Genomic DNA, 23153 nt, shown 5'->3' with positions numbered 1-23153 from the left:
ACGGCGACCAGGCGGCCGCCCCGGTCACGGGTGGACGGTGACGGTGATGACGCCGTCCGGGGCGGCGGTCACGGTGACACCGTCGAGGGTGTCGGTGTGGGCGTCCGGGTGGTGGGCGGCGGCGCGGGGGCCGATGCCGATGACGCGGATGCCGGCTGCCCGGGCGGCCGCGATCCCGGCGTCGGAGTCCTCGAAGGCGAGGCAGTCGGCGGGGGCGAAGCCGAGGGCGGCGGCGCCCTTGAGGAAGCCCTCCGGGTCGGGCTTGCTGGCGCCGACGGACTCGGCGGTCACCAGGACGGGCGGCAGCGGCAGGTCGGCGGCGGCCATCCGGACCCGGGCGAGCGGCTGGTCGGCGGAGGTGACCAGGGCGTGCGGCAGGGCGGCCAGGGTGGCGAGGAAGGCGGCGGCGCCGGGGACGGGGACGACGCCGTCGGTGTCGGCGCGCTCGGTGGCGAGCATCCGCTCGTTGTCGGCGAGGTTGAGCTCCACCGGGCGGTCGGGCAGCAGTGCGGCCATGGTCGCGTGGCCCTGGCGGCCGTGGGCGACGGCCAGGACGGCGGCCGGGTCGAGGCCCTGCTGCTCGGCCCAGCGGTGCCAGCAGCGCTCGACCACGGCGTCGGAGTTGACCAGGGTGCCGTCCATGTCGAGAAGGAAGGCGCGCGTGGTCAGCTGGATGGGGGTGGCGGGCATGGAGCGGCTCCTCGCGGGCGCGGCGAATGGACGACGCAGAGCTGAGTCGTTTGTTCCATAAGGATACAAAAGATCAGCCGAGCAGGTGGGCGTTGACCGCGCGGGCCTCCTCGGCGAGCTCCGGCAGCTCCACCACCTCGACTCCGGCCGCCGCGAGCAGGGCCGTGCCCTGGCAGTCGGCGACGAACAGGTCCGGCTCGCGCCAGGCCACCACCACCCGTGGCACACCCGCCGCGATGAGCAGCCGGGCGCACGGCACCGGCCGCGAGGCGCGCTGTCCGCAGGGTTCCAGCGAGCTGTAGACGGTCGCCCCGCGCAGTCGCGGGTCGCCGGCCGGGAGCTTGCCGAGGGCCGCCTCCTCGGCGTGGTCGTGCGCGTCGGCCTCCCGGCTGTAGCCCTCCGCCAGCACCTCGCCGTCGGCGCCGACGATCACCGCGCCGACCGAGAAGGCCGTCCCGGACGGCGGGCAGCGGCGGGAGAGTTCGACGGCCCGGCGCAGGTGGTCGAGGTCGGTGGTCACGGGGCGGGCTCCTTCGGGGCGTACCTGAGCAGGACGACGTCGCCCACCGTACGTGCCTCCAGCAGGCGCATCCGCCGGGCCGGGCCGCCCGGGAACGCGGCGGGCCGGACGAACCGCGGCGCCTCGACCTGGCCGACCAGCAACGGGGCGACCACCAGCTGGAGCTCGTCCGCCAGGCCCTGGGCCAGGAACTGGGTGTGCACGCCGCCGCCGCCCTCGACCATCAGTCGGCGCACCCCGCGCGCGCCCAGGTCGTCCAGCACCGCACCGGGGTCCACCGCGCCGCCGAGCGTGACCACCTCGGCCAGCCCGTCCAGGCGGGGTCGCAGCACCGCCGCGCCGGTGTCCGTGGTGTAGGCGAGCTTGGCGCCGCCGGTGTGCCAGAAGCGCAGGCTCGCGTCGAGCGCGCCGCTCGCGCTGAGCGTCACCTTCAGTGGGTACTCGGTGTGGCCGGCCGCGAGTCGGGCGGCCCGGCGGGCGGGGTCGTTGACCAGCAGGCGCGGGTTGTCGGCGCGCAGCGTGTTGCCGCCGACCAGGATCGCGTCGGCGGCCGCGCGCTCCGCGTCGACCCGGTCGAAGTCGGCCTGGTTGGAGAGCAGCAGGCGGTCGGGGGAGGCGTCGTCGAGGTGGCCGTCGAGGGACATCGCGGCGCTCAGCAGGACGAAGGGGCGCTGGCCGGGCATGGCGGGGACCGTTCTGTCGGGGGCGCCTCCACGGTACGGCCGGCGGGGGTGGCGCGACCGGCAGGTGGTCGACATGTGAGACGAATCTTCTCGGCATTCGGAACGTCCGGTAGCGTCGAAGACGTCGCGGAAACCGACCACGCCCCAGGGGGATCCCATGACCGGACAGCAGTCCGCCGTCTACACGCACGGCCACCAGGAGGCCGTACTGCGCTCGCACCGCTCCCGGACGGCCGCCGACTCGGCCGCCTACCTGCTGCCCGAACTGCGGTCCGGGCAGGCGCTGTTGGACATCGGCTGCGGGCCCGGCACGATCACCGCCGACCTGGCCGAGCTGGTCGGCCCGGGCGGGCGGGTGGTGGCCGTGGACACCTCCGCCGAGGTGCTGGAGCTGGCCGCCGCGTACGTGGCCGGGCGCGGCCTGTCGAACGTCGTGTTCGAGGTCGCCGACGTCCACGGACTGCCCTACGCGGACGGCGAGTTCGACGTGGTGCACGCCCATCAGGTGCTGCAGCACGTGGCCGACCCGGTGGCCGCGCTGCGCGAGATGCGCCGGGTGGTGGCGCCGGGCGGCGTGGTCGCGGTGCGGGACGTCGACTACGCGTCGATGACCTGGTTCCCCGAAGTGCCCTCGCTGGACAGCTGGTTGGAGCTGTACGAGCGGATCGCCCGGGCCAACGGCGGCGAGCCGGACGCCGGGCGGCGGCTGCTGTCCTGGGCGCGGGCGGCGGGCTTCGCCGACATCGCGGCGACCGCCACCACCTGGACGTACGCGACGCCCGAGCAGCGCGCCTGGTGGGGTGGGATGTGGGCGGACCGGGTCACCGGTTCCACGATCGGCCGGGCGGCGGTGGAGCGGGGCTTCGCGGACCGGGCCGAACTGGAGCGGATCGCGGCCGGCTGGCAGGAGTGGAGTGCCGCCGGGGACGGCTGGTTCTCCATGCTGCACGGCGAGATCCTGGCACGCGGCTGACCGGGGGCCGGGGACGACCGGCGGCGAGGCGGGGGCGGGCGAAACGGTCGCGCGGGCGTTCGGAAAGATCAGGTAAAGTCGCGCGTCCGCTCGTACCGGGTCCGTTCGGGCCCGTCCGGCCCGCTGCTGGAGGGGCGAGCGGACGAGTCGAACTGCCGAGTTGATGCCCGTACCGGCGGGCCGGGGGAGTGCACGTGTCCAAGCCTGAGTCCGCGCCGCCCGTGCCGTCCGTGCCGTCCGTGCCGCCCGCGCCGGGGCCGGAGTCGCCCGCGGTCGATCTCCACAAGCCGGCCCACGAGGCCGAGCCGGCGGACCAGGCCGAGCAAGTCGAGCAGGCCACGGCACCCGTCGCACCCGCCGCACCCGCACCCGCCAACCCCTGGTCCGCGCCCACCCCGTCGCTGGCGCCGCCCCAGCCGCCGCCCCCGCCGCTGCCCGCCGGCGGCTGGGCGTCGGTGCCCCCCGCCGTGCAGGCCGGCTTCCAGCCCGGCTTCTACGCCCCGGCCGCCGCCACCGTCACCAACGGCTTCGCCGTCGCCGCCCTGGTGACCGGCCTGGTCGCGGCGGCGCCGGTGGCCCTGGTCCTCGGCATCGTCGCGCTGGTCCAGATCAACCGCCGCAAGGAGCGCGGCTTCGGGATGGCCGTGACCGGCCTGGTCCTCGGCGTGGTCGGCACGCTGCTGTTCTCCCTCGCGCTGGCCGGATCGACCTTCGAGCCCGACGGGAGCGGCCGGCTCGCCCTGCCCCCGAAGGCTCCGGCCGGCTCGGTCGCCTGGGCCGCGCTGAAGTCCGGGGACTGCTACAACACCCCCGAGAACGGCAGCCGGACCGACCCCGAGGGCGGCGACGAGACGCTGTACTGGGTCCGCCGGGTGCCGTGCTCGGTACCGCACCACGGCGAGGTGGCCGGCACCGTCCGGATCCCGGCGAGCGAGGGTCCGTCCTACCCGGGCGAGGCCAGGGTCCGCGAGCTGGCCGCCGAGCTGTGCCGCAAGGTGCTCGACGACTACGCCCTCGACCAGTGGGCGATCCCGGACGGCATGGACGACGTCTACCTCTACCCGACCCGGGGCAACTGGAGGTCCGGCGACCGGAGCGTCACCTGCGCGTTCGAGGACGGCGACGCCGAGCACCGGGGGACGGTCCGCACCGACCGGGGCAGCCTGAACTCCGCCCAGCTGACGTACCTGGAGGCGGTGCGAGGCTTCAACGACACCTACGGGAGCCAGCCGAGCAAGGGCTTCGCCGAGGCGTCGTCCGAGTACCGGGACTGGGCCCGGCGGATGGCCGCCGCCTCTCACGCGGAGGCCGCGGCGCTGAACAAGGAGCCGGCGGTGTGGCCGGCCGAGGTCAAGCCGACGATCGGCAAGCTGGCGGCGGCCCAGGAGACGGCCGCCGCCGCGTGGGACGCCGCGGCCGCCGGCGCCGACCTGGAGGGCGACGTCCGGCGGGCCCGGGCACTGGTGACCAGGACGGTGCCGCTCAGCGTCGAGATCCGGCGCGGGCTCGGGCTCTCCACCGGCGAGCAGGTGCCCGACCTCCAGGTCTGATCCGCCGACGGCTTCGGTGCGCCGGCGGGCTCACCCCGCCTCCGCACCGGGTTACCCGCCGTTAACCGCGCCCGTACCTGCCGGTAGCGAGCCGCGCGTAGCGTCGCGAGGGCGGATCCCCGGCCCGACCCCCACGCAGGCCGGGGATACGCTCCCCGCCATGAGCGCCTATCGGGTGATGCGGCAGGACGACAACGGCAACCGCTTCCTGGTCGCCACCGGGCTGGAGCGCGCCGAGGCGCAGCGGCTGGCGGCCGAGTTCGAGGCCCGCGGCCACAAGCAGCTGTACTGGGTCGAGACCGACCCCGGCGAGGGCCCGGGTGCCGACGGCGGACGGCCGGGCACGCCGACGTCCTAGGGTCGCGGAGGCCATAGGGTCGGGCCATGGACAAGGCCGCCGAGACCCCCGCCGAGACCCCCGTCGAAACCCCCGCCGAGCCCCGGATCGTCGTCGGCGGCGCCCTCATCCACCGGGGCCGGGTGCTCGCCGCCCGGCGCAGCGCGCCTGCGGCCGTGGCGGGGCGCTGGGAGTTCCCGGGCGGGAAGGCCGAGCCCGGTGAGACCGAGGCGCAGGCGCTGGAGCGGGAGCTGCTGGAGGAGCTGGGCGTCCAGGCCCGGGCGCTGGAGCGGCTGCCGGGGGTGTGGAGCGTCCGGCCGGGCCTGGAGCTGCGGTTCTGGGCGGCGGAGCTGCTGGCCGGCGACCCCCGCCCGCTGGAGGACCACGACGAGCTGCGCTGGCTCGGCCCGGCCGAGCTGGACAGCGTCGACTGGATCGAGCACGACCGGGACGTCCTGCCGCACATCGCGCGGTTGCTCGGTGCCTGAAGCGCCTGAAGCCCCTCAAGTGCCTGAAGCGTCCGAAGCGCCCGAAGCCCCCGTGTGCCCGCATCGGGCCGCGCGTGCCGGTGTGCGACGCGCACCGTACGGGGTAGGTCAATCGGACAAGAGGACCTGACGGCCGGGATAGCCTGGGTCCTGCTGGGTATGTCGCGTTTCGGCACTATTCGTCACCATCGGTGAGCCGTCCCAGCCGGCTACGCCGATCCCGACCAGAGCCGGAGGCCCCGTCGGTGTCGAGTACCGGGAACGGCGGCGGGAGAGCACGGCGGACAGGTGCCGCGGGCGGCGCAGCCGCGCGCGCCCGGCTGCGCCGTGGCGCCCACCCGGCCGCCCCGCAGTCCTCGGCCGCCCCGCAGCCGGTCGGCCGCCGCCGGGACACCGCCGACGCCCCGCGGCCCGCCCCGCCGGCGCCGACCCCGGCCGCCCCGGACCCGGGCGCCCCGCCCGGCCTGCGCAGCCGTCCGGCCCGGCCGTTCCCCGGCGGGCCGTCCGACGCCGCGCACGGCCTCGGCGCGCCGCCCGAGGGCAGCCTGCTCGACCTGCTGAAGGTCGCCATCGCGATCCTGGACACCGCAGGCCGGGTGGTGCTCTGGAGCCCGGCCGCCGAGGAACTGCTCGGCTGGCCGAACGAGCTGCTGGTCGGCCGCCGGATCGACGACCTGATCCCCGACCAGGAGCAGGTCGCCCGGATCCGGGCCGCGATCCAGGACACCCTGCGCCACGGCCGCTGGGCGGGCAACGCCGAACTGCGCGACCGGAACGGCGTGCCGGTCGCGGTGGACGCCCGGGTCTCCCTCCTGGTGGACGGCGACGGCACCCCGTTCCTGCAGGTCAACATGGCCGAGGCGGCCGCCGTCCGGGCCGTTGAGCGCGACCTCGCCGTCCGCGACGCGCTGTTCGAGCAGTCCCCGCTGGGCATCGCTATCATGGACACCGACCTGCGCTACACCGCCGTCAACCAGACCCTGGCCGAGATGAACGGTGTCGCCCTGGCGGACCACGTCGGCCGGACCACCGGCGAGACCCTGCCCGAGCGGGCCGCCGACGAGATCACCGCCATCCAGCGCCAGGTGCTGGCCACCGGCGAGCCGGTCATCGACGTCACCCTCGCCTCCCCGGTCACCGCCCGCTCCGGCTACCGCTCGATCTCCTACAGCCGGATGACCGACCGCTCCGGCCGGGTGCTCGGCATCTCCGGCACCGTGATGGACGTGACCGAGCGCTACCGGGCCGTCGCCAAGGTCGAGCACGCCCGGCGCCGGCTCTCGCTGCTCAACGAGTTCGGCTCCCGGGTCGGCGACCTGCTCGACGCGTCCCGGATCGCCCAGGAACTCGCCAGCTCCGTCGTCCCCCGGCTCACCGACCACTCCGCGGTGATCCTGCTGCAGGCCGTCGCGCACGGCGACGACCTGCCCCGGCACGGCCACGACCGCCGCACCTCGCTGCTCCAGCTCGGCACCGCCTCCGTCCAGGACGGCCCCGAGGTCGAGGTGATGCTCCGCCGCGGCGCCCGGATCACCTTCGCCGAGGACTCCGCCTGCGGCCGGGTGCTGCGCACCGGCGTCCCCGAGCTGCTCTCCGGCGCCGACCAGCTCGACGACGTGACGTACTCCGGCGACCCGAAGATGCAGGCCGCCCACGACCTGGGCGTGCACTCCATGCTGGTCGTCCCGCTGCGCGCCCGCGGCATCGTGATCGGGCTGCTGCTGGTCAGCCGGGCCGGCTACCGGGAGGGCTTCGACCGGGACGACCTGGCCTTCACCGTCGAGCTGGCCGACCGGGCCGGCAGCTCGCTGGACAACGCCCGCCTCTACGCCCGCGAGCGCACCGCCGCGCTCACCCTCCAGCGCACCCTGCTCCCGCAGCAGGTCCCGCAGCCAACCGGCGTCGAGGTCGCCTACCGGTACGTGCCCGGCAGCAGCGGCACCGAGGTCGGCGGCGACTGGTTCGACGTCATCCCACTGCCCGGCGACCGCACCGCGCTGGTGGTCGGCGACGTGATGGGCCACGGTCTGCGGGCCGCCGCCACCATGGGACGGCTGCGCACCGCCGTCCGGGTGCTGGCCGCCCTCGACCTGCCGCCGGACGTCCTGCTGCGGCACGTCCACGAGCTGGCCGACGACCTGGCCCAGGGGCCGGACGAGGCGCTGCTCGCCACCTGCGTCTACGCGGTGTTCGACCCGGGGACGGCCAAGCTGACCGTCGCCAAGGCCGGGCACATCCCGCCGGTCCTGGTGGTGCCGGGCGGGGAGGACGGGGAGCCGACCCGGACCGGCGGCCCGCTGCCCGGCGGCGTCGGCCGGATCCTCGACCTGCCCTCGGGCGCCCCGCTGGGCGTCGGCGGCGTCCCGTTCGAGTCCGTCGAACTGAAGATCCCCGAGGGGAGCCTGCTCGCGCTCTGCACCGACGGACTGGTCGAGTCCCGGGACAAGGACCTCGACGTCGGCCTCGGCCGGCTGGTCACCGTGCTGCAGGACCCGCACGCCTCCATCCAGGCCGCCTGCGAGGCCGTGCTCGACACCATGGAGCAGGGCCGCGAGCCGGACGACGTCGCACTGCTGCTGGCCCGGCTCGGCCACGGCCAGGCCGGCACCCCGACGGCCGGCTGGACCCTGCCGGCCGAGCCCACCGCCGTGTCCCGGGCCCGCCGGCTGGTCCGCTCCACGCTCGCCGAGTGGAACATCGAGGAGCTCACCGACACCGCCGAGCTGCTGGTCAGCGAGCTGGTCACGAACGCCGTCCGGTACGCGAGCGCCCCCATCGGCGTCCGGCTGACGCTCGGTGAGACGCTGCTGGTCGAGATCTCCGACCCGCTGCCCGACCCGCCCCGGGAGCGGCACGCGGCCGAGGCCGACGAGGGCGGCCGGGGCCTGGAACTGGTCCGCCGCCTGGCGCTGCGCTGGGGCGCCCGGGCCGAGGGCATCGGCAAGGTGGTCTGGTTCGAGCAGGCGTTGCCGGGTAATGAGCCCGACGAACTGTGAGCGGGCGCATGAGCTGGACGGGAGGCGAGGGGGACGGGGCTGCACATGCCAGCAGGCGGTCAGGGGGAGCGCGCGCTCCGGAAGGGGGCGCGAGCGTGGCATTGTGGTTGCGCGGGCGGTAGGACAAAAACCTTCGCCCGATCTGATGTTGTGATGTTGAGGGCGTGTGAACGTACCCCTCGATGATGAATACTCGGTCTTCTCGACATCCGGACGGTCGCGGGTTGGAGGGGTCGGTCCGTTGAACAGCACCCCGGCGCGGAATGCGCCGAGTAGCAGCGGTCATGCCGCCGTGCCCGGGCAGGCCGGTTCACCGCACCTGCCCGGCCCGGCGTCGCCGCCGGGCGCCGACACCGCGGGCGGCGGCCGCACCGCCCAACCGCTGGCCGACGCCCACCCGTGGGGCGCCGGCGACCCCGGCTCGATCTACGACTACATCCGGGTCGCCACCTTCGCGATCGGCCCCGACGGCCGGATCAGCCAGTGGAGCGAGCGCGCCGCCGAGTTCTTCGGCGTCCCCGCCCCCGACGCCGTCGGCGCCGACCCGATCACCACCTTCGTCCCCCGTGAACTCTGGCAGCGCGGCCGCGCCCGGCTGGAACGCACCCTGGCCGGCGAGGAGTGGGTCGGCACCGCCCCCTACCGGGACGCCGCGGGCGGCGAGGGCCTCGCCGAGCTCTACCTGATGCCCGACAGCGCCCTGCCCACCGCCGGCGCCACCTGTCTGGCCGTCGACCTCGGCCGGCTGCGCCGGATCGAGACCGATCTCGCCGCCTCCGAGGCCGTCTTCGGGCAGACCCCCACCGGCTTCATCCTCTTCGACGACCGGCTGCGCCTGCAGCGGGTGAACGATGCCTTCGCCTCCGGCATGGGCCTGGTCCCCACCGACCTCGAAGGCCTCACCCCGCACGACCTCTTCCCGCCGTCCGAGGCCGACCGCCTCACCGCCGCCCTGCGCAAGGTCCTCGCCACCGGCGAACCCGTCTTCGACCTGCGCTTCCACGGCGCCGTCCCCACCCGCGAGGGCAACCGACTCTGGGCCGTCTCGCTGTACCGCCTCAACGGCGCGGCCGGACAGCCGATGGGCGTCGCCGGGCAGGTCTCCGACGTCACCAGCCGGCACGTCGCCGAGCGCGAGGCCGACGGCGTGCGCCGCAACCTCGCCCTGCTCAACGAGGCCAGCGCGCACATCGGCTCCACCCTCGACCTGGAGACCACCGCCAAGGAACTGCTCGACGTCGTCGTCCCGCCGTTCTGCGACCTCGCCACCGTCGACCTCTACACCGCGCTGCTCTCCGGCGAGACCGTCCCCAGCGCCGGCCGGCTCGGCGACACCGTGCTCACCGACGGCAGCGGCGAACTGCGCCGGGTCGCCGTCTCCAGCGTCATCGGCGGCGCCTCCTCGGTGCTCGGCTCGGTCACCGGCCTGCCCATCGCCGAAGCCGGCGGCACCCTCTGTTACCCGCGCCGCTCCCCGCACGCCCGGGCGCTGCGCACCGGCCGCAGCGTCATCCCCGAGCCCGGGCGCGACCCGCTGCTGCGCTCCACCCTGATCGTCCCGCTGGTCGCCCGCGACCAGGTGCTCGGCCTCGTCCAGCTCTCCCGTGCGATCGGCAGCGAGCCCTTCGACGCCCGCGACGTCGCCATCGCCGAGGAGCTCGTCGCCCGCGCCGCCGTCTGCATCGACAACGCCCGGCTCTACCGCCGCGAGCACGAGCGCGCCCTGATCCTCCAGCGCAGCCTGCTGCCCCCGGGCAACCCGGCCGCCAGCGGCCTGGAGATCGCCTGCCGCTACCTGCCCAGCAACAACAACACCGAGGTCGGCGGCGACTGGTTCGACGTCATCCCGCTGCCCGGCAACCGCACCGCCCTGGTCATCGGCGACGTGATGGGCCGCGGCCTGCGCGCCGCCGTCGCGATGGGCCAGCTGCGCACCGCCGTCCGCACCCTCGCCATGCTCGACCTGGAGCCCGGCGAGGTGCTCACCGCCCTCGACGAGATCGCCCGCGGCCTCGGCGGCGACACCGTGCCGGCCGGCCCGCCCACCCCGTACGGCCGGCTCACCTCGGCCGCCGACGAGGAGGCCCGTGAGGTCTACCTGGCCACCTGCGTCTACGCGGTCTACGACGCCGTCACCCGGCGCTGCTGGATCGCCAACGCCGGCCACCTGCCGCCCGTCCTGCTCGGCCCCGGCGAACCCGCCCGGATGCTCGACGTCCCGCCCGGCCTGCCGCTCGGCGTCGGCGGCGAGCCCTTCGAGGAGGTCGAGCTGACCCTCCCGGACGGCGCCGTCCTCGGCCTGTACACCGACGGCCTGGTGGAGAGCCGCAAGCACCAGCTGGACGAGGGCCTGCGTGCCTTCCGCACCGCGCTGTCCGCCGAGGGCAAGGGCCTCGAAGACCTCTGCGACCACGTCCTCGGCGAGCTCAACCCGCACCACGGCGAGGACGACATCGCCCTGCTGATGGCCAAGGTGCACGCCTTCCCCGAGGACGCCGTCGGGAACTGGTTCCTGCCGCCCGAGCCCACCTCCGTCGCCAAGGCCCGCGAGCTGGCCTGCAGCTGGCTGCTGACCCGCGGCCTGGACGAACTCGTCGACACCACCGAGCTGCTGGTCAGCGAACTGGTCACCAACGCGCTCAAGCACGGCCGGGGCGAGATCCGGCTGCGGCTGCTGCGCGAGCGCGGCCTGGTCTGCGAGGTCTGGGACGACGGCTACGCCCAGCCCCGGCAGCGGCGCGCCCAGGAGACCGACGAGGGCGGGCGCGGCCTGCAGCTGGTCAGCCTGCTGGCCGAGCGCTGGGGCAGCCGGCGCACGCCCAAGGGCAAGATCGTCTGGTTCGAGCTGGCGCTTTAGCCAGGGCCCGTCCCGAGCCCGCGGGATCGGCCGTCCGGGTGCAGTCGCCCGGCGGTCCGCCGTGTCGGGCCGGGCCCGGCGCCCCGGTCGGCGTTGCATGGCCGCCATGCGCGTCCGCCAGCTCACCACCGCAGCCGCCGCGCTGCTGCTCGCCGCCGGCCTCGGCGGCTGTTCCGACGACCCGGCCCCGGTCCGTCCCCCCGGGCCCGCCCCGGCCCCGGCCGACCCCACCGCCGGCACCGGGGACGTCCGGCCCGCCGACCGTGCCGCCGTACGGAGCGGCGGCACGCTGCGCTGGGCCGTGGACGGCCTCCCGACCACGTTCAACGTCTACCAGGGCGCCGCGACCGCCGACTCGGCGCTGCTCGCACACGCGCTCTACCCCTCGCTGTTCCGGCCGGACGACCACGGCCGGCTCGTCCCCGACCCGGACTACCTGGCCGGCGCCGAGTCCACCCCGCCCGGGCAGCAGCCCCAGGTCGTCACCTACCGGCTCAACCCGCACGCGGTCTGGAGCGACGGCACCCCGCTCTCGGCCGCCGATCTCACCGCCCAGCGGGCCGCCCTCTCCGGCCTCGACCCGGCCTACCAGGGCGGCCGCCCGGCCGGGTACGACGCCATCGACTCGATCGCCCAGGGCGCCGACCCGCACGAGGTCCGGGTGACCTTCCGACGCCCGTACGCCGAATGGCGCTCGCTGTTCGGCCCGCTCTACCCGGCGGCCGAGACGGCCACCCCGGACGCCTTCAACCAGGCGCTCACCGGCGGAGGCCACCTGAGCGCCGGGCCGTACACCGTCTCCGGGTACGACGCCGCGGCCGGGCGGGTCAGCCTCTCCCGCAACCCGCTGTGGTGGGGCGACCCGCCGAAGACCGACCGGATCGACTTCCTCGCCACGCCGCCCGAGCAGCGGCTGGACGCGCTCGACGAGGATCGGCTGGACATCGTCCCGCTCACCACGGCGGTGGACCGGGCGGTGCCCGCGCCCCCCACCAGCTCGCCGGCCGCCTCCGGCACACCGACCGCCGCCGCGGCGCCGCCGGCCGCCGCGCCCGAGGCCGCGACGGCGGCCCTGCAGCGGGCCGAGTCGTTGCACGGCGTCACCGTGCACCGGGCCGTCGGGGCCTCGCTCACCCAGCTCACCCTCAACGCCGCCCGCGCCCCGCTCACCGACCCGGCCCTGCGGCTCGCCCTCTCCCGCGCCGTCGACCGGCGGCGGATCGCCGACGCCGCGCTCACCCCGCTCGGCCTGCCCGGCGCCCCGATCGGCAGCCACCTGCTCGCCGGCGACCAGGACGGCTACCGCGACAACAGCGCGGCCGCCGGCCCGGCCGACGCCGACCGGCTGCTCGACGAGGCGGGCTGGAAGCGGCCCGCCGGCGGCGGCCCCCGGACCAAGGACGGCAAGGAGCTCAGCCTCACCCTGCTCGTCCCGGCCGACTCCGCGACCGCCAAGCGCACCGCCGACGCGCTCACCGCCAACCTCGCCGAGTCCGGCGTCGCGGTGAAGACGGCGACCGCGCCCACCGAGACCTTCGTCCAGGACCACCTGGCCGCCGGGGAGTACGACCTGGCCCTGTTCTCCTGGCCCGCCGGCACCAGCCCGGCGGGCGAACAGCGGCCCGTCTACGCCAAGCCCCGGCCCGACGCCGACGGCGTCCTCGACCACGGCACCAACTACGCCCGCAGCGGCACCGAGGAGATCGACCGGCTGTTCGACCGCGCCGGCGCCGAACTCGACCCGGGCGCCCGGCTCGGCCTGCTCCAGGAGGCGGACGTCCGGATCTGGCAGCTCGGGCACTCGGTGCCGCTCTACCAGCGGCCCGAGCTGGTCGGCGTCCGGGCGGGCGTCGCCGGTGCGGGGGTCTGGGGGTACGGCTGGCCGCGCTTCCAGGACGTGGGGTGGAACGCCTAGGGCCGTCCTCGAATCACCCGCCGAATCCCGGCGCAGGGGGAACGGCGGGTGACGAGCGGGTGACCGATCTGTGATCTTGATCCCGCCCGACCTGCTCGTTTCTGCTCACCTGGGCGCTTCCCCGTACGATAGGAGGAAGCCGAGGCATGTCCGTTGCCCGGCGGGTGGACCGGTAGTAGCAGGCGGAACGGGCGGCGGCGATCCAGTGGGATCGCAGGTCGGCGTCTCGCGGCCGGGCGCCGCAACCCACGATTCCGGGAGAATCCGCAAGGCATGCCCACGCGCAACGACATCCGTAACGTCGCTATCGTCGCCCACGTCGACCACGGCAAGACCACCCTGGTCGACGCCATGCTGAAGCAGGCCGGTGCCTTCGCCGCCCACCAGCACCTGGACGACCGGATGATGGACTCCAACGACCTGGAGCGCGAGAAGGGCATCACCATTCTCGCGAAGAACACCGCGGTCAAGTACCACCCCAAGGATGGTGGCGCGCCCATCACCATCAACATCATCGACACCCCGGGCCACGCCGACTTCGGTGGCGAGGTCGAGCGCGGTCTGTCGATGGTGGACGCGGTCGTCCTGCTGGTCGACGCCTCCGAGGGCCCGCTGCCGCAGACCCGCTTCGTGCTCCGCAAGGCGCTCACCGCCCGCCTGCCCGTCATCCTCTGCATCAACAAGACGGACCGCCCGGACTCCCGGATCGACGAGGTCATCAACGAGACCTACGACCTGTTCCTGGACCTGGACGCGGACGAGGACCAGATCGAGTTCCCGATCGTCTACGCCTGTGCCCGTGACGGCGTCGCCTCGCTGACCAAGCCGGAGAACGGCACCGTCCCGGCCGACAGCGACTCGCTGGAGCCGTTCTTCTCCACCATCCTGGAGCACGTCCCGGCTCCGACCTACGACGAGGACGCCCCGCTCCAGGCGCACGTCACCAACCTGGACGCCGACAACTTCCTCGGCCGTATCGCGCTCTGCCGAGTCGAGCAGGGCGAGCTGCGCAAGGGCCAGCAGGTCGCGTGGATGAAGCGTGACGGCTCGGTCCAGCAGGTCAAGATCACCGAGCTGCTGATGACCGAGGCGCTCACCCGCAAGCCGGCCGAGGTGGCGGGCCCCGGTGACATCTGCGCCGTCGCCGGTATCCCCGAGATCATGATCGGCGAGACCCTGGCGGACCTCGAGAACCCGATCGCGCTGCCGCTGATCACGGTCGACGAGCCGGCCATCTCCATGGTCATCGGTACCAACACCTCGCCGCTGGTCGGCAAGGGCGGCAAGGGCCACAAGGTCACCGCCCGCATGGTGAAGGACCGCCTGGACAAGGAGCTGATCGGTAACGTCTCGCTCCGCGTGCTGCCGACCGAGCGTCCGGACGCCTGGGAGGTCCAGGGCCGTGGCGAGCTGGCGCTGGCCATCCTGGTCGAGACCATGCGCCGGGAGCTCTTCGAGCTGACCGTCGGCAAGCCTCAGGTCGTCACCAAGGTCATCAACGGCAAGACCCACGAGCCGGTCGAGCGGATGACCATCGACAGCCCCGAGGAGTACCTCGGCGCGGTCACCCAGCTGATGGCGACCCGCAAGGGCCGCATGGAGACCATGACGAACCACGGCTCCGGCTGGGTCCGCATGGAGTTCATCGTCCCGTCGCGCGGCCTGATCGGCTTCCGGACGCAGTTCCTGACCGACACCCGCGGCACCGGCATCGCGCACTCCATCTTCGAGGGTCACGAGCCGTGGTTCGGCGAGCTCCGGATGCGCAACAACGGCTCGCTGGTGGCCGACCGCGCGGGCGTCGTGACGCCGTTCGCGATGATGGGCATCCAGGAGCGCGGCACGCTCTTCGTCGAGCCCACCACCGAGGTGTACGAGGGCATGATCGTCGGCGAGAACTCGCGCCAGGACGACATGGACATCAACATCACCAAGGAGAAGAAGCTCACCAACATGCGTGCGGCCTCCTCCGACACCACTGAGAACCTGGTGCCGCCGCGCAAGCTCTCGCTGGAGCAGTCGCTGGAGTTCTGCCGCGAGGACGAGTGCATCGAGGTGACTCCGGAGACGGTTCGCATCCGTAAGGTCGTCCTGGACCAGAAGGAGCGCGGCCGCACCGCCTCGCGCGCCAAGAAGGCATGATCCGGACGGATTGACCGGCCATTGGCCGGAATGCTTCGCCCCCCTTTCCCATGGAGAGGGGGGCGAACTTTTTCAACTACTCCAAGTTGTCGACGCGGGTATTAACGGAATAGCGCTCATCACGCCCAGGTGTCCGCTGAGCGAACGTGACAGTTCGTCATTCATGACGACTGTCCGTTTGGTGCCTGTCTGGCTATGTCTCATATGTCCGGTTTTCGAAACTTACCGACTGTTCATGTGACCTAATTGAGATCGTCACTGGTCACTTTCGTGTCCGTGCGTGACGGATAGTGGGTGCAGTCAGGCTCGGGTCAAGGGTGAACGCGCAGGGGTGCGCGCCGAAACCACGAGCGCGGACGGCATAGCGGGTCCGGTGACAACCGTCCGCGATGCCCTCCTCGTTGCAACGTCGAATTCAGGAGGCACACCGATGCGTGGTGGGAGCCAGGCCAAGTGGGTTGTCGCAGCTGTTGCTGTCGCCCTTGCCGCGACTGCTTGTAGCAGTGGCGGTTCCACCGGTGGGAGCAGCTCCGATGGCGCTGCGGTCAACGCCCAGGGCGTCTTCAGCTACCAGAGCGGCGAGCCGCAGCGCCCGCTGCAGCCGGCCAACGCCATGGAGAACCAGGGCGGCCGCATCGTCAAGCAGCTCTTCCAGGGCCTCGTCGACTACGACCCCGCCACCGGCGCCCTGCGCAACCAGGTGGCCGACAAGATCGAGACCACTGACGCCAAGAACTACACCGTCACCCTGAAGTCCGGCTGGACTTTCCACGACGGCACCCCGGTGACCGCCCAGTCCTTCGTGAAGTCCTGGAACTGGTCGGCCAACACCAAGAACAACCAGATCAACTCGGACTGGTTCTCCGACATCGTCGGCTACGACGCCGTGCACCCGGAGAAGGGTGACCCGACCGCCGACAGCATGTCCGGCCTGAAGGTCATCGACGACACGCACTTCACCATCGAGCTGAGCAACCCGGTCTCGTACTTCACGTACAAGCTCGGTTACTCGGCCTTCTACCCGCTGCCGGAGGGCTTCTTCGCCGACCCGGCGGGCTACGGCCAGAAGCCGATCGGCAACGGCCCCTACAAGTTCGTGTCGTGGGAGCACAACAAGGCCATCACCCTGGCCGCCTTCGACAAGTACGCGGGCACGAACAAGGCCAAGAACGGCGGCGTCGTCTTCCGGAACTACACCTCCGGTGAGGCCGCGTACAAGGACCTGATGTCGGACACCCTCGACGTCCTTGACCAGGTCGACTCGACCGACCTGCCCAAGTACAAGGACGACCTGGGCAAGCGCGCGGTCGACCAGCCGCAGGGCGCCATCCAGAACATCTCCTTCGCGCTGTACAACGCCGACTGGAGCGCGCCGGAGAAGGCCAAGGTCCGCCAGGGCCTGTCGATGGCCATCGACCGCGACACCATCACCAAGACCGTGCTGAACGGCACGCGTCAGCCTGCCGACGCGTTCGTGGCGCCCGGCGTCATGGGCTTCAAGGCCGGCAGCTGCGGCGACGCCTGCAAGTACGACCCGGCCAAGGCCAAGCAGCTGATCGCCGAGGGCAACGGCGTGCCCGGCAACAAGATCACCATCCTCTACAACTCCGACGGTGGTCACAAGGAGTGGGTCGACGCGGTCTGCAACTCGATCCGCCAGGCCACCGGCGTCGAGTGCCTCGGTGACCCGAAGCCGGACTTCAAGACCTCGCGCGACCTCGTGACCAAGCGTCAGGTCCCGAGCATGATGCGTACCGGCTGGGTGCAGGACTACCCGCTGAACGCCAACTTCCTGCGCGACGTCTACGGCACCGGTGCGGCGGCGAACGACGCCGGCTACTCCAGCCCGGAGTTCGACAAGCTCTCGAAGGAGGCCGACGCGGCCACCTCGGTCGAGAAGACCACCGAGCTCTACCAGCAGGCCGAGGCCGTCCTGGCCAAGGACATGCCGGCCATCCCGCTCTGGTACTACAAGACCAGCTCCGGCTGGTCCAACAACGTCCAGAACGTGAAGTTCGACTCCTTCGGCAACCCGGTCTACACCGACGTCGAGGTCAAGAAGAAGTAATCGGTCGGCACCGCCTGACCCGGTGACAACGGCCGGTGCCCGTCCCATCCCCACAAGGGCGAGGACTGGCACCGGCCGTTGGCACGCCGACTTATCTCTGGCCGGGATGACGGGCCCGGCAGAGTCATACATGGAGGCACGATGGGGCGCTTTGTCGCGAGGCGACTGCTCCAGATGATCCCGGTCTTCCTCGGAACGACCGCGCTCATCTTTTACATGGTGCACGCGCTGCCGGGTGACCCGGTGGCCGCGATGTGGGGCGACAAGGCGCCGGACCCGGTCCAGCTCGCCGCTCTGAGGCACCAGATGGGCTTCGACAAGCCGCTGGTCCAGCAGTACCTCGACTACATGGGGAACCTGCTCACCGGCGACTTCGGAACCACCCTGGCCGGACGGCCGGTGCTCGACGTGATCACCGAGGCGCTGCCGGTGACGGTCCGGCTGGCACTGCTGGCCTTCACCATCGAGATCGTGCTCGGCGTGTCCATCGGCCTCTTCGCCGGCCTGCGCCGCGGCAAGGCGTTCGACAAGGGCACCCTGGTCATGACCCTGCTGCTGATCTCGATCCCGGTCCCGGTGCTCGGCTTCATCTTCCAGACGATCTTCGCGGACAACCTGAAGTGGGTCACACCGACCGTCCAGGACTCGAACGACATCACCCAGCTCATGCTGCCGGCCATCGTGCTCGGCTCGCTGTCGCTGGCGTACGTGGCGCGTCTCACCCGTACTTCCATAGCCGAGAACATCAAGGCCGACTACGTCCGCACCGCGGTGGCCAAGGGCCTGCCCCGGCGCAAGGTGATCGGCACCCACCTGCTCCGCAACTCGATGATCCCGGTGGTCACCTTCCTCGGCACCGACCTCGGAGCCCTGATGGGCGGCGCGATCGTCACCGAGGGCATCTTCAACGTCAAGGGTGTCGGCAACGCGCTCTTCCACGCGATCAACCTGAAGGAGGGCTCGACGGTCTCCGGCTTCGTGGCCTTCCTGGTGCTCGTGTACCTGGCCGCCGGCCTGATCGTCGACCTGCTTTACGCGGTCCTGGACCCGAGGATCCGTTATGCCTGACCTGACCGAGAAGAAGACGGCCGAGGAGATCCCGGCCCAGCGCGGCGCCGACACCGCGGCGGCCAAGCCCGAGAAGGCCCGCAGCCTCGGCTCGGACGCCTGGCACGACCTGCGCCGCAAGCCGATCTTCGTGATCTCCGCGCTGCTGATCCTGCTGCTGATCGTCATCGCGATCGCCCCCGGGCTGTTCACCTCGGCGGACCCGCGCGCCGGCGACCTGCGTCTGCACTACCTGACCAAGCCGAACTACAGCCACTTCTTCCAGGCGGACTGGTTCGGCTACGACCTCCAGGGCCGCAGCATCTACGCCCGGGTGATCTACGGGGCCCGCGCCTCGGTCGTCGTCGGCATCTGCGTCACGGCGGGTGTGACCATCCTCGGTGGCATCACCGGCATGCTGGCCGGCTACTTCGGCGGCTGGATCGACACGATCATCTCCCGGGTCACCGACATCTTCTTCGGCATCCCGCTGCTGCTCGGCGCCCTGGTCATCCTCAACGCCTTCACCTCGCGCACCATCTGGAGCGTGGTCTTCGCACTGGTCGCCCTGGGCTGGACCCAGATGACCCGTGTCATGCGCGGTTCGGTCATCACGGTCAAGCAGGCCGACTTCGTGACGGCCGCCAAGGCGCTGGGCGCCGGCACCAGCCGGATCCTGTGGAAGCACATCCTGCCGAACGCGCTCGCCCCGGTGATCGTGGTCGCGACCATCGCGCTCGGCGGCTACATCGCCACCGAGGCGACGCTGAGCTTCCTCGGCATCGGTCTGCAGGACCCGACCATCTCCTGGGGCATCGACATCAACACCGCCCAGAAGGTGATCCGCACCGCGCCGTACGCGCTGTTCTTCCCCGCCGGAATGCTGAGCCTCACGGTTCTGGCCTTCATCATGCTCGGCGACGCGGTCCGCGACGCCCTCGACCCGAAGCTCCGCTGAGAGAAGAGGTGACGACCCGATGACCACCGTGATCGAGAACGACCAGAAGAGCGGCCGGCTCGAAGTTGGCACCCCGCTGCTGGAGGTCAAGGACCTCCACGTGGAGTTCCACACCCGGGACGGCGTGGCGAAGGCCGTGAACGGCGTCAACTACTCCGTCGCGGCCGGCGAGACGCTCGCCGTGCTCGGCGAGTCCGGCTCCGGCAAGTCCGTGACCGCCCAGACCATCATGGGCATCCTGGACATGCCGCCCGGCAAGGTGACCCAGGGCGAGATCCTGTACCGCGGTCAGGACATGCTCAAGATGGGCAACGAGGAGCGGCGGAAGATCCGCGGCCAGAAGATCGCGATGATCTTCCAGGACGCGCTGTCCTCGCTCAACCCCGTGCTCAGCGTGGGCTACCAGCTCGGCGAGATGTTCCGGGTGCACCAGGGCGCCTCCAAGAAGGAGGCCAAGGAGAAGGCCATCGAGCTGATGGACCGGGTGCGCATCCCGGCCGCCAGGCAGCGCGTCGGCGACTACCCGCACCAGTTCTCCGGCGGCATGCGCCAGCGCATCATGATCGCGATGGCGCTCTCCCTGGAGCCGGACCTGATCATCGCGGACGAGCCCACCACCGCCCTGGACGTCACCGTCCAGGCCCAGGTGATGGACCTGCTCGCGGAGCTCCAGGCCGAGTACAACATGGGTCTGATCCTGATCACCCACGACCTCGGCGTGGTCGCCGACGTCGCGGACAAGATCGCCGTGATGTACGCGGGCCGGATCGTCGAGACCGCCCCGGTGCACGAGCTGTACGCCAACCCGGCGCACCCGTACACCAAGGGCCTGCTCCGCTCGATCCCGCGCCTGGACCAGAAGGGCCAGGAGCTCTACGCGATCAAGGGCCTGCCCCCGAACCTGCTGAAGGTCCCGACCGGCTGCGCGTTCAACCCCCGCTGTGACGTCGCCACCGACCTGTGCCGCACGGAGACCCCGGAGCTGCACCACGTGACCGACAAGGACGGCAAGGAGCTCACCGGCCGCCGCAGCGCGTGCCACCTCTGGAAGGAGACCCTCCATGGCTGAGCCCATCCTGGAGGTCAAGGACCTGGTCAAGCACTACCCGCTGAGCCAGGGCATCCTCTTCAAGAAGCAGGTCGGCGCGGTCAAGGCGGTCGACGGCATCTCCTTCGACCTGGCCAAGGGCGAGACCCTCGGCATCGTCGGTGAGTCCGGCTGTGGCAAGTCCACGCTGGCCAAGGTGCTGATGAACCTGGAACGGGCCACCTCCGGCCAGGTGCTGTTCAAGGGCGAGGACATCTCCAAGCTGAGCGGCCAGGCCCTCAAGGCCGTCCGCCGCAACATCCAGATGGTGTTCCAGGACCCGTACACCTCGCTGAACCCGCGCATGACGGTCGGCGACATCATCGGGGAGCCGTACGAGATCCACCCCGAGGTGGCGCCCAAGGGCGACCGCCGCAAGGCCGTCCAGGACCTGCTGGACGTCGTGGGTCTGAACCCGGAGTACATCAACCGGTACCCGCACCAGTTCTCCGGCGGCCAGCGCCAGCGCATCGGCATCGCCCGCGGCCTCGCGCTCAAGCCCGAGATCATCATCTGCGACGAGCCGGTCTCCGCCCTGGACGTGTCCGTCCAGGCGCAGGTGATCAACCTGCTGGAGCAGCTGCAGAGCGAGTTCGAGCTCTCCTACATGTTCATCGCGCACGACCTCTCCATCGTCCGGCACATCTCCGACCGCGTCGGCGTGATGTACCTCGGCAAGATGGTCGAGATCGGCACCGACGAGCAGATCTACGACAACGCCACCCACCCGTACACCCAGGCGCTGCTCTCCGCGGTGCCGGTGCCGGACCCGACGGCGCGGGAGAACCGCGAGCGGATCATCCTGAGCGGCGACATCCCCTCGCCGGCCAACCCGCCGTCCGGCTGCCGCTTCCGCACCCGCTGCTGGAAGGCGGAGGACCGCTGCGCCGAGGAGATCCCGCTGCTCGCGGTGCCCTCGGTGCTGGAGGGCCCGGCCGCGCACGAGTCGGCCTGCCACTTCGCCGAGGTCCGGGAGTCGGCCGCCGCCTGATTCCCCGTGGCATCCCCGGAAGGGCCCGTGGCTTCCCGCCGCGGGCCCTTCCGTCGTTCCGTCAACCCGGCAGGCGGGTGACTGCACCCATCCGGGTGCACCCGACTCGCGCCGTCGCCGGGGCGCGCTTCTCATGGGGTGTGATGCGACACACACCATGAGGAGGGACCTCCATGCCCGTAGCCGCCCGTGCTCGTTGGGTCCTCGCCGCTGCGACATCCGTGGTCCTGGTGGCCACCGGGTGCAGCAGCGGCGGCGGAGGCAGCAGTTCGCCGGACGCCAGCAAGACCTTCAGCTACCAGAGCAGTGAGCCGCAGAACCCGCTGCAGCCCGCCAACGCGAACGAGGTCGGCGGTGGTCGCATCATCCAGAACCTCTTCAAGGGGCTGGTGGACTACGACCCCAGTACGGCGAAGATCCGGATGCAGGTCGCCGACAAGATCGACACCAGTGACTCCCAGACCTTCAACGTCACGCTGAAGGACGGCTGGAAGTTCCACGACGGCACGCCGGTGCACGCCAAGAACTTCGTGGACTCGTGGAACTGGAGCGCGACCACCAGCAACAACCAGATCAACAGCTCCTGGTTCTCCGACATCGAGGGCTACAAGGACGTCCACCCCGCCAGCGGCCAGCCGACCGCGACCAAGATGTCCGGGCTGACCGTCGTCGACGACCTGCACTTCACCGTCAAGCTGGCCAACAGGGTCTCGTACTTCGAGTACAAGCTCGGCTACATCGCCTTCTCGCCGCTGCCGGACGCCTTCTTCAACGACCCGGCCGGGTACGGGCAGAAGCCGGTGGGCAACGGCCCGTACCAGTTCGTCAGCTGGACGCACAACACCCAGGTGGTCACCAAGGCCTTCGCGGACTACCAGGGCGTGGACAAGCCGAAGAACGGCGGCATCGTCTTCAAGATGTACACCACGTCCGAGGCCGCCTACGCCGACCTGCAGTCCAGCAACCTGGACGTGATGGACCAGGTGCCGCCGTCCGCGCTGGCGACGTACAAGAGCGACCTCGGCGACCGGGCGATCGATGCCCCGCAGGGTGCCATCCAGAACATCGGCTTCACCCTCTACCAGGCCGACTGGGCCTCGCCCGACAAGGCCAAGGTGCGCCAGGGCCTGTCGATGGCGATCGACCGCGACACCATCACCAAGACGGTGCTGCAGGGCTCCCGCAAGCCGGCCACCGCCTGGGTGGCCGAGGGCGTCGAGGGCTACAAGAGCGGCGCCTGCGGGGACTTCTGCACGTTCGACCCCGCCAAGGCCAAGCAGCTGATCACCGAGGGCGGCGGCGTCCCCGGCAACAAGCTGACCATCACCTACAACGCGGACGGCGGCCACAAGGAGTGGGTCGACGCGGTCTGCAACTCGATCCGGCAGAACACCGGCGTCGACTGCCTCGGCGACCCGAAGCCCGACTTCAAGACGGCGCGCGCCGCGATCACCGGGCACCAGGTCAACGGAGCCTTCCGCACCGGCTGGGTGCAGGACTACCCGCTGAACGCCAACTTCCTGTCCGACGTGTACCGCACCGGCGCGGCCTCCAACGACTTCGGTTACAGCAGCCCGCAGTTCGACCAGGCGGCCACCAAGGCCGACGAGGCCTCCAGCGTCGCGGACACGGTGGCCGGCTACCAGCAGGCCGAGGCGGTGCTGCCGAGCGGGATGCCGGCGATCCCGCTCTGGTACTACCGCACCAACTCGGGCTACTCGTCCAAGGTGCAGAACGTGGCGTTCGACTCCTTCGGCAACCCGGCCTGGACCCAAGTCGAGGTCAAGGGCTGATCTCCTGGGGGCGTCGGCCCCTCGCGCCGGCCCCGCCCTTCCCGCACGGAGGGCGGGG

The 23153-nt window shown here is 71.9% G+C and carries 15 protein-coding genes and 1 pseudogene; 14 read left to right on the top strand and 2 right to left on the bottom strand.

The features are described 5' to 3' along the window. Positions 1-24 precede the first annotated feature (24 nt). Both P3T27_RS09700 and P3T27_RS09695 read right to left on the bottom strand, forming a co-directional pair. Complete coding sequence (locus P3T27_RS09700; protein ID WP_280676432.1) at positions 25-690, bottom strand: HAD-IA family hydrolase; 666 nt, start codon at positions 688-690, stop codon at positions 25-27. 73 nt (positions 691-763) lie between these two features. Further along, a pseudogene (locus tag P3T27_RS09695) lies at positions 764-1893 on the bottom strand (dihydrofolate reductase family protein). A 157-nt stretch (positions 1894-2050) separates the two neighbouring features. On the opposite strand from P3T27_RS09695, the gene P3T27_RS09690 reads away from it, so the two are divergent. From P3T27_RS09690 to P3T27_RS09625, 14 genes are all read left to right on the top strand, one after another. Beyond that, entirely contained in the window at positions 2051-2866 is an 816-nt protein-coding gene (locus P3T27_RS09690) for a methyltransferase domain-containing protein (RefSeq protein WP_280676430.1), read from the top strand. 194 nt (positions 2867-3060) lie between these two features. Continuing rightward, positions 3061-4416, top strand: a complete 1356-nt coding sequence (locus P3T27_RS09685; RefSeq protein ID WP_280676429.1) for a DUF4190 domain-containing protein — start codon at positions 3061-3063, stop codon at positions 4414-4416. Positions 4417-4576: 160 nt separating this feature from the next. Beyond that, entirely contained in the window at positions 4577-4774 is a 198-nt protein-coding gene (locus P3T27_RS09680; protein ID WP_280676428.1) for an SPOR domain-containing protein, read from the top strand. 26 nt (positions 4775-4800) lie between these two features. After that, the gene (locus tag P3T27_RS09675) at positions 4801-5241 is read left to right on the top strand and encodes an NUDIX domain-containing protein (RefSeq protein ID WP_280676427.1); all 441 of its coding nucleotides are present in this window, start codon (positions 4801-4803) and stop codon (positions 5239-5241) included. A gap of 245 nt (positions 5242-5486) precedes the next feature. Next, on the top strand, positions 5487-8237 hold the full coding sequence (locus P3T27_RS09670) for a SpoIIE family protein phosphatase (protein WP_280676426.1): 2751 nt from the start codon (positions 5487-5489) through the stop codon (positions 8235-8237). 382 nt (positions 8238-8619) lie between these two features. Beyond that, positions 8620-11094 (top strand): SpoIIE family protein phosphatase, encoded by a 2475-nt coding sequence (locus P3T27_RS09665; RefSeq protein WP_280676636.1) that lies wholly within the window; start codon positions 8620-8622, stop codon positions 11092-11094. Between the two features lie 106 nt (positions 11095-11200). Continuing rightward, positions 11201-13009, top strand: coding sequence for an ABC transporter family substrate-binding protein (locus tag P3T27_RS09660; RefSeq protein WP_280676425.1), 1809 nt, complete (start codon positions 11201-11203; stop codon positions 13007-13009). Between the two features lie 273 nt (positions 13010-13282). Further along, positions 13283-15151 carry a translational GTPase TypA gene (typA, locus tag P3T27_RS09655; protein ID WP_280676424.1) on the top strand — a complete coding sequence of 623 codons (1869 nt, stop codon included), beginning with the start codon at positions 13283-13285 and terminating at the stop codon, positions 15149-15151. A gap of 430 nt (positions 15152-15581) precedes the next feature. Further along, entirely contained in the window at positions 15582-17219 is a 1638-nt protein-coding gene (locus P3T27_RS09650; RefSeq protein ID WP_280676423.1) for an ABC transporter substrate-binding protein, read from the top strand. 141 nt (positions 17220-17360) lie between these two features. After that, positions 17361-18287 (top strand): ABC transporter permease, encoded by a 927-nt coding sequence (locus P3T27_RS09645; protein WP_280676422.1) that lies wholly within the window; start codon positions 17361-17363, stop codon positions 18285-18287. Next, complete coding sequence (locus P3T27_RS09640) at positions 18280-19224, top strand: ABC transporter permease (RefSeq protein WP_280676421.1); 945 nt, start codon at positions 18280-18282, stop codon at positions 19222-19224. Before P3T27_RS09645 ends, P3T27_RS09640 begins: the two co-directional genes overlap by 8 nt. 19 nt (positions 19225-19243) lie before the next feature. Beyond that, a complete protein-coding gene (locus tag P3T27_RS09635) occupies positions 19244-20293 on the top strand; it encodes an ABC transporter ATP-binding protein (RefSeq protein WP_280676420.1) in 1050 nt (349 codons plus the stop codon). Beyond that, on the top strand, positions 20286-21302 hold the full coding sequence (locus P3T27_RS09630; protein WP_280676419.1) for a dipeptide ABC transporter ATP-binding protein: 1017 nt from the start codon (positions 20286-20288) through the stop codon (positions 21300-21302). The genes P3T27_RS09635 and P3T27_RS09630 overlap by 8 nt, the downstream gene beginning before the upstream one ends. Before the next feature lie 173 nt (positions 21303-21475). Then, positions 21476-23095 (top strand): ABC transporter substrate-binding protein, encoded by a 1620-nt coding sequence (locus tag P3T27_RS09625; RefSeq protein WP_280676418.1) that lies wholly within the window; start codon positions 21476-21478, stop codon positions 23093-23095. Positions 23096-23153 lie beyond the last annotated feature (58 nt).

This window comes from Kitasatospora sp. MAA19 (assembly GCF_029894125.1).
Taxonomy (GTDB): Bacteria; Actinomycetota; Actinomycetes; order Streptomycetales; family Streptomycetaceae; genus Kitasatospora.
This window is presented reverse-complemented; position numbering and strand designations above follow the sequence as displayed.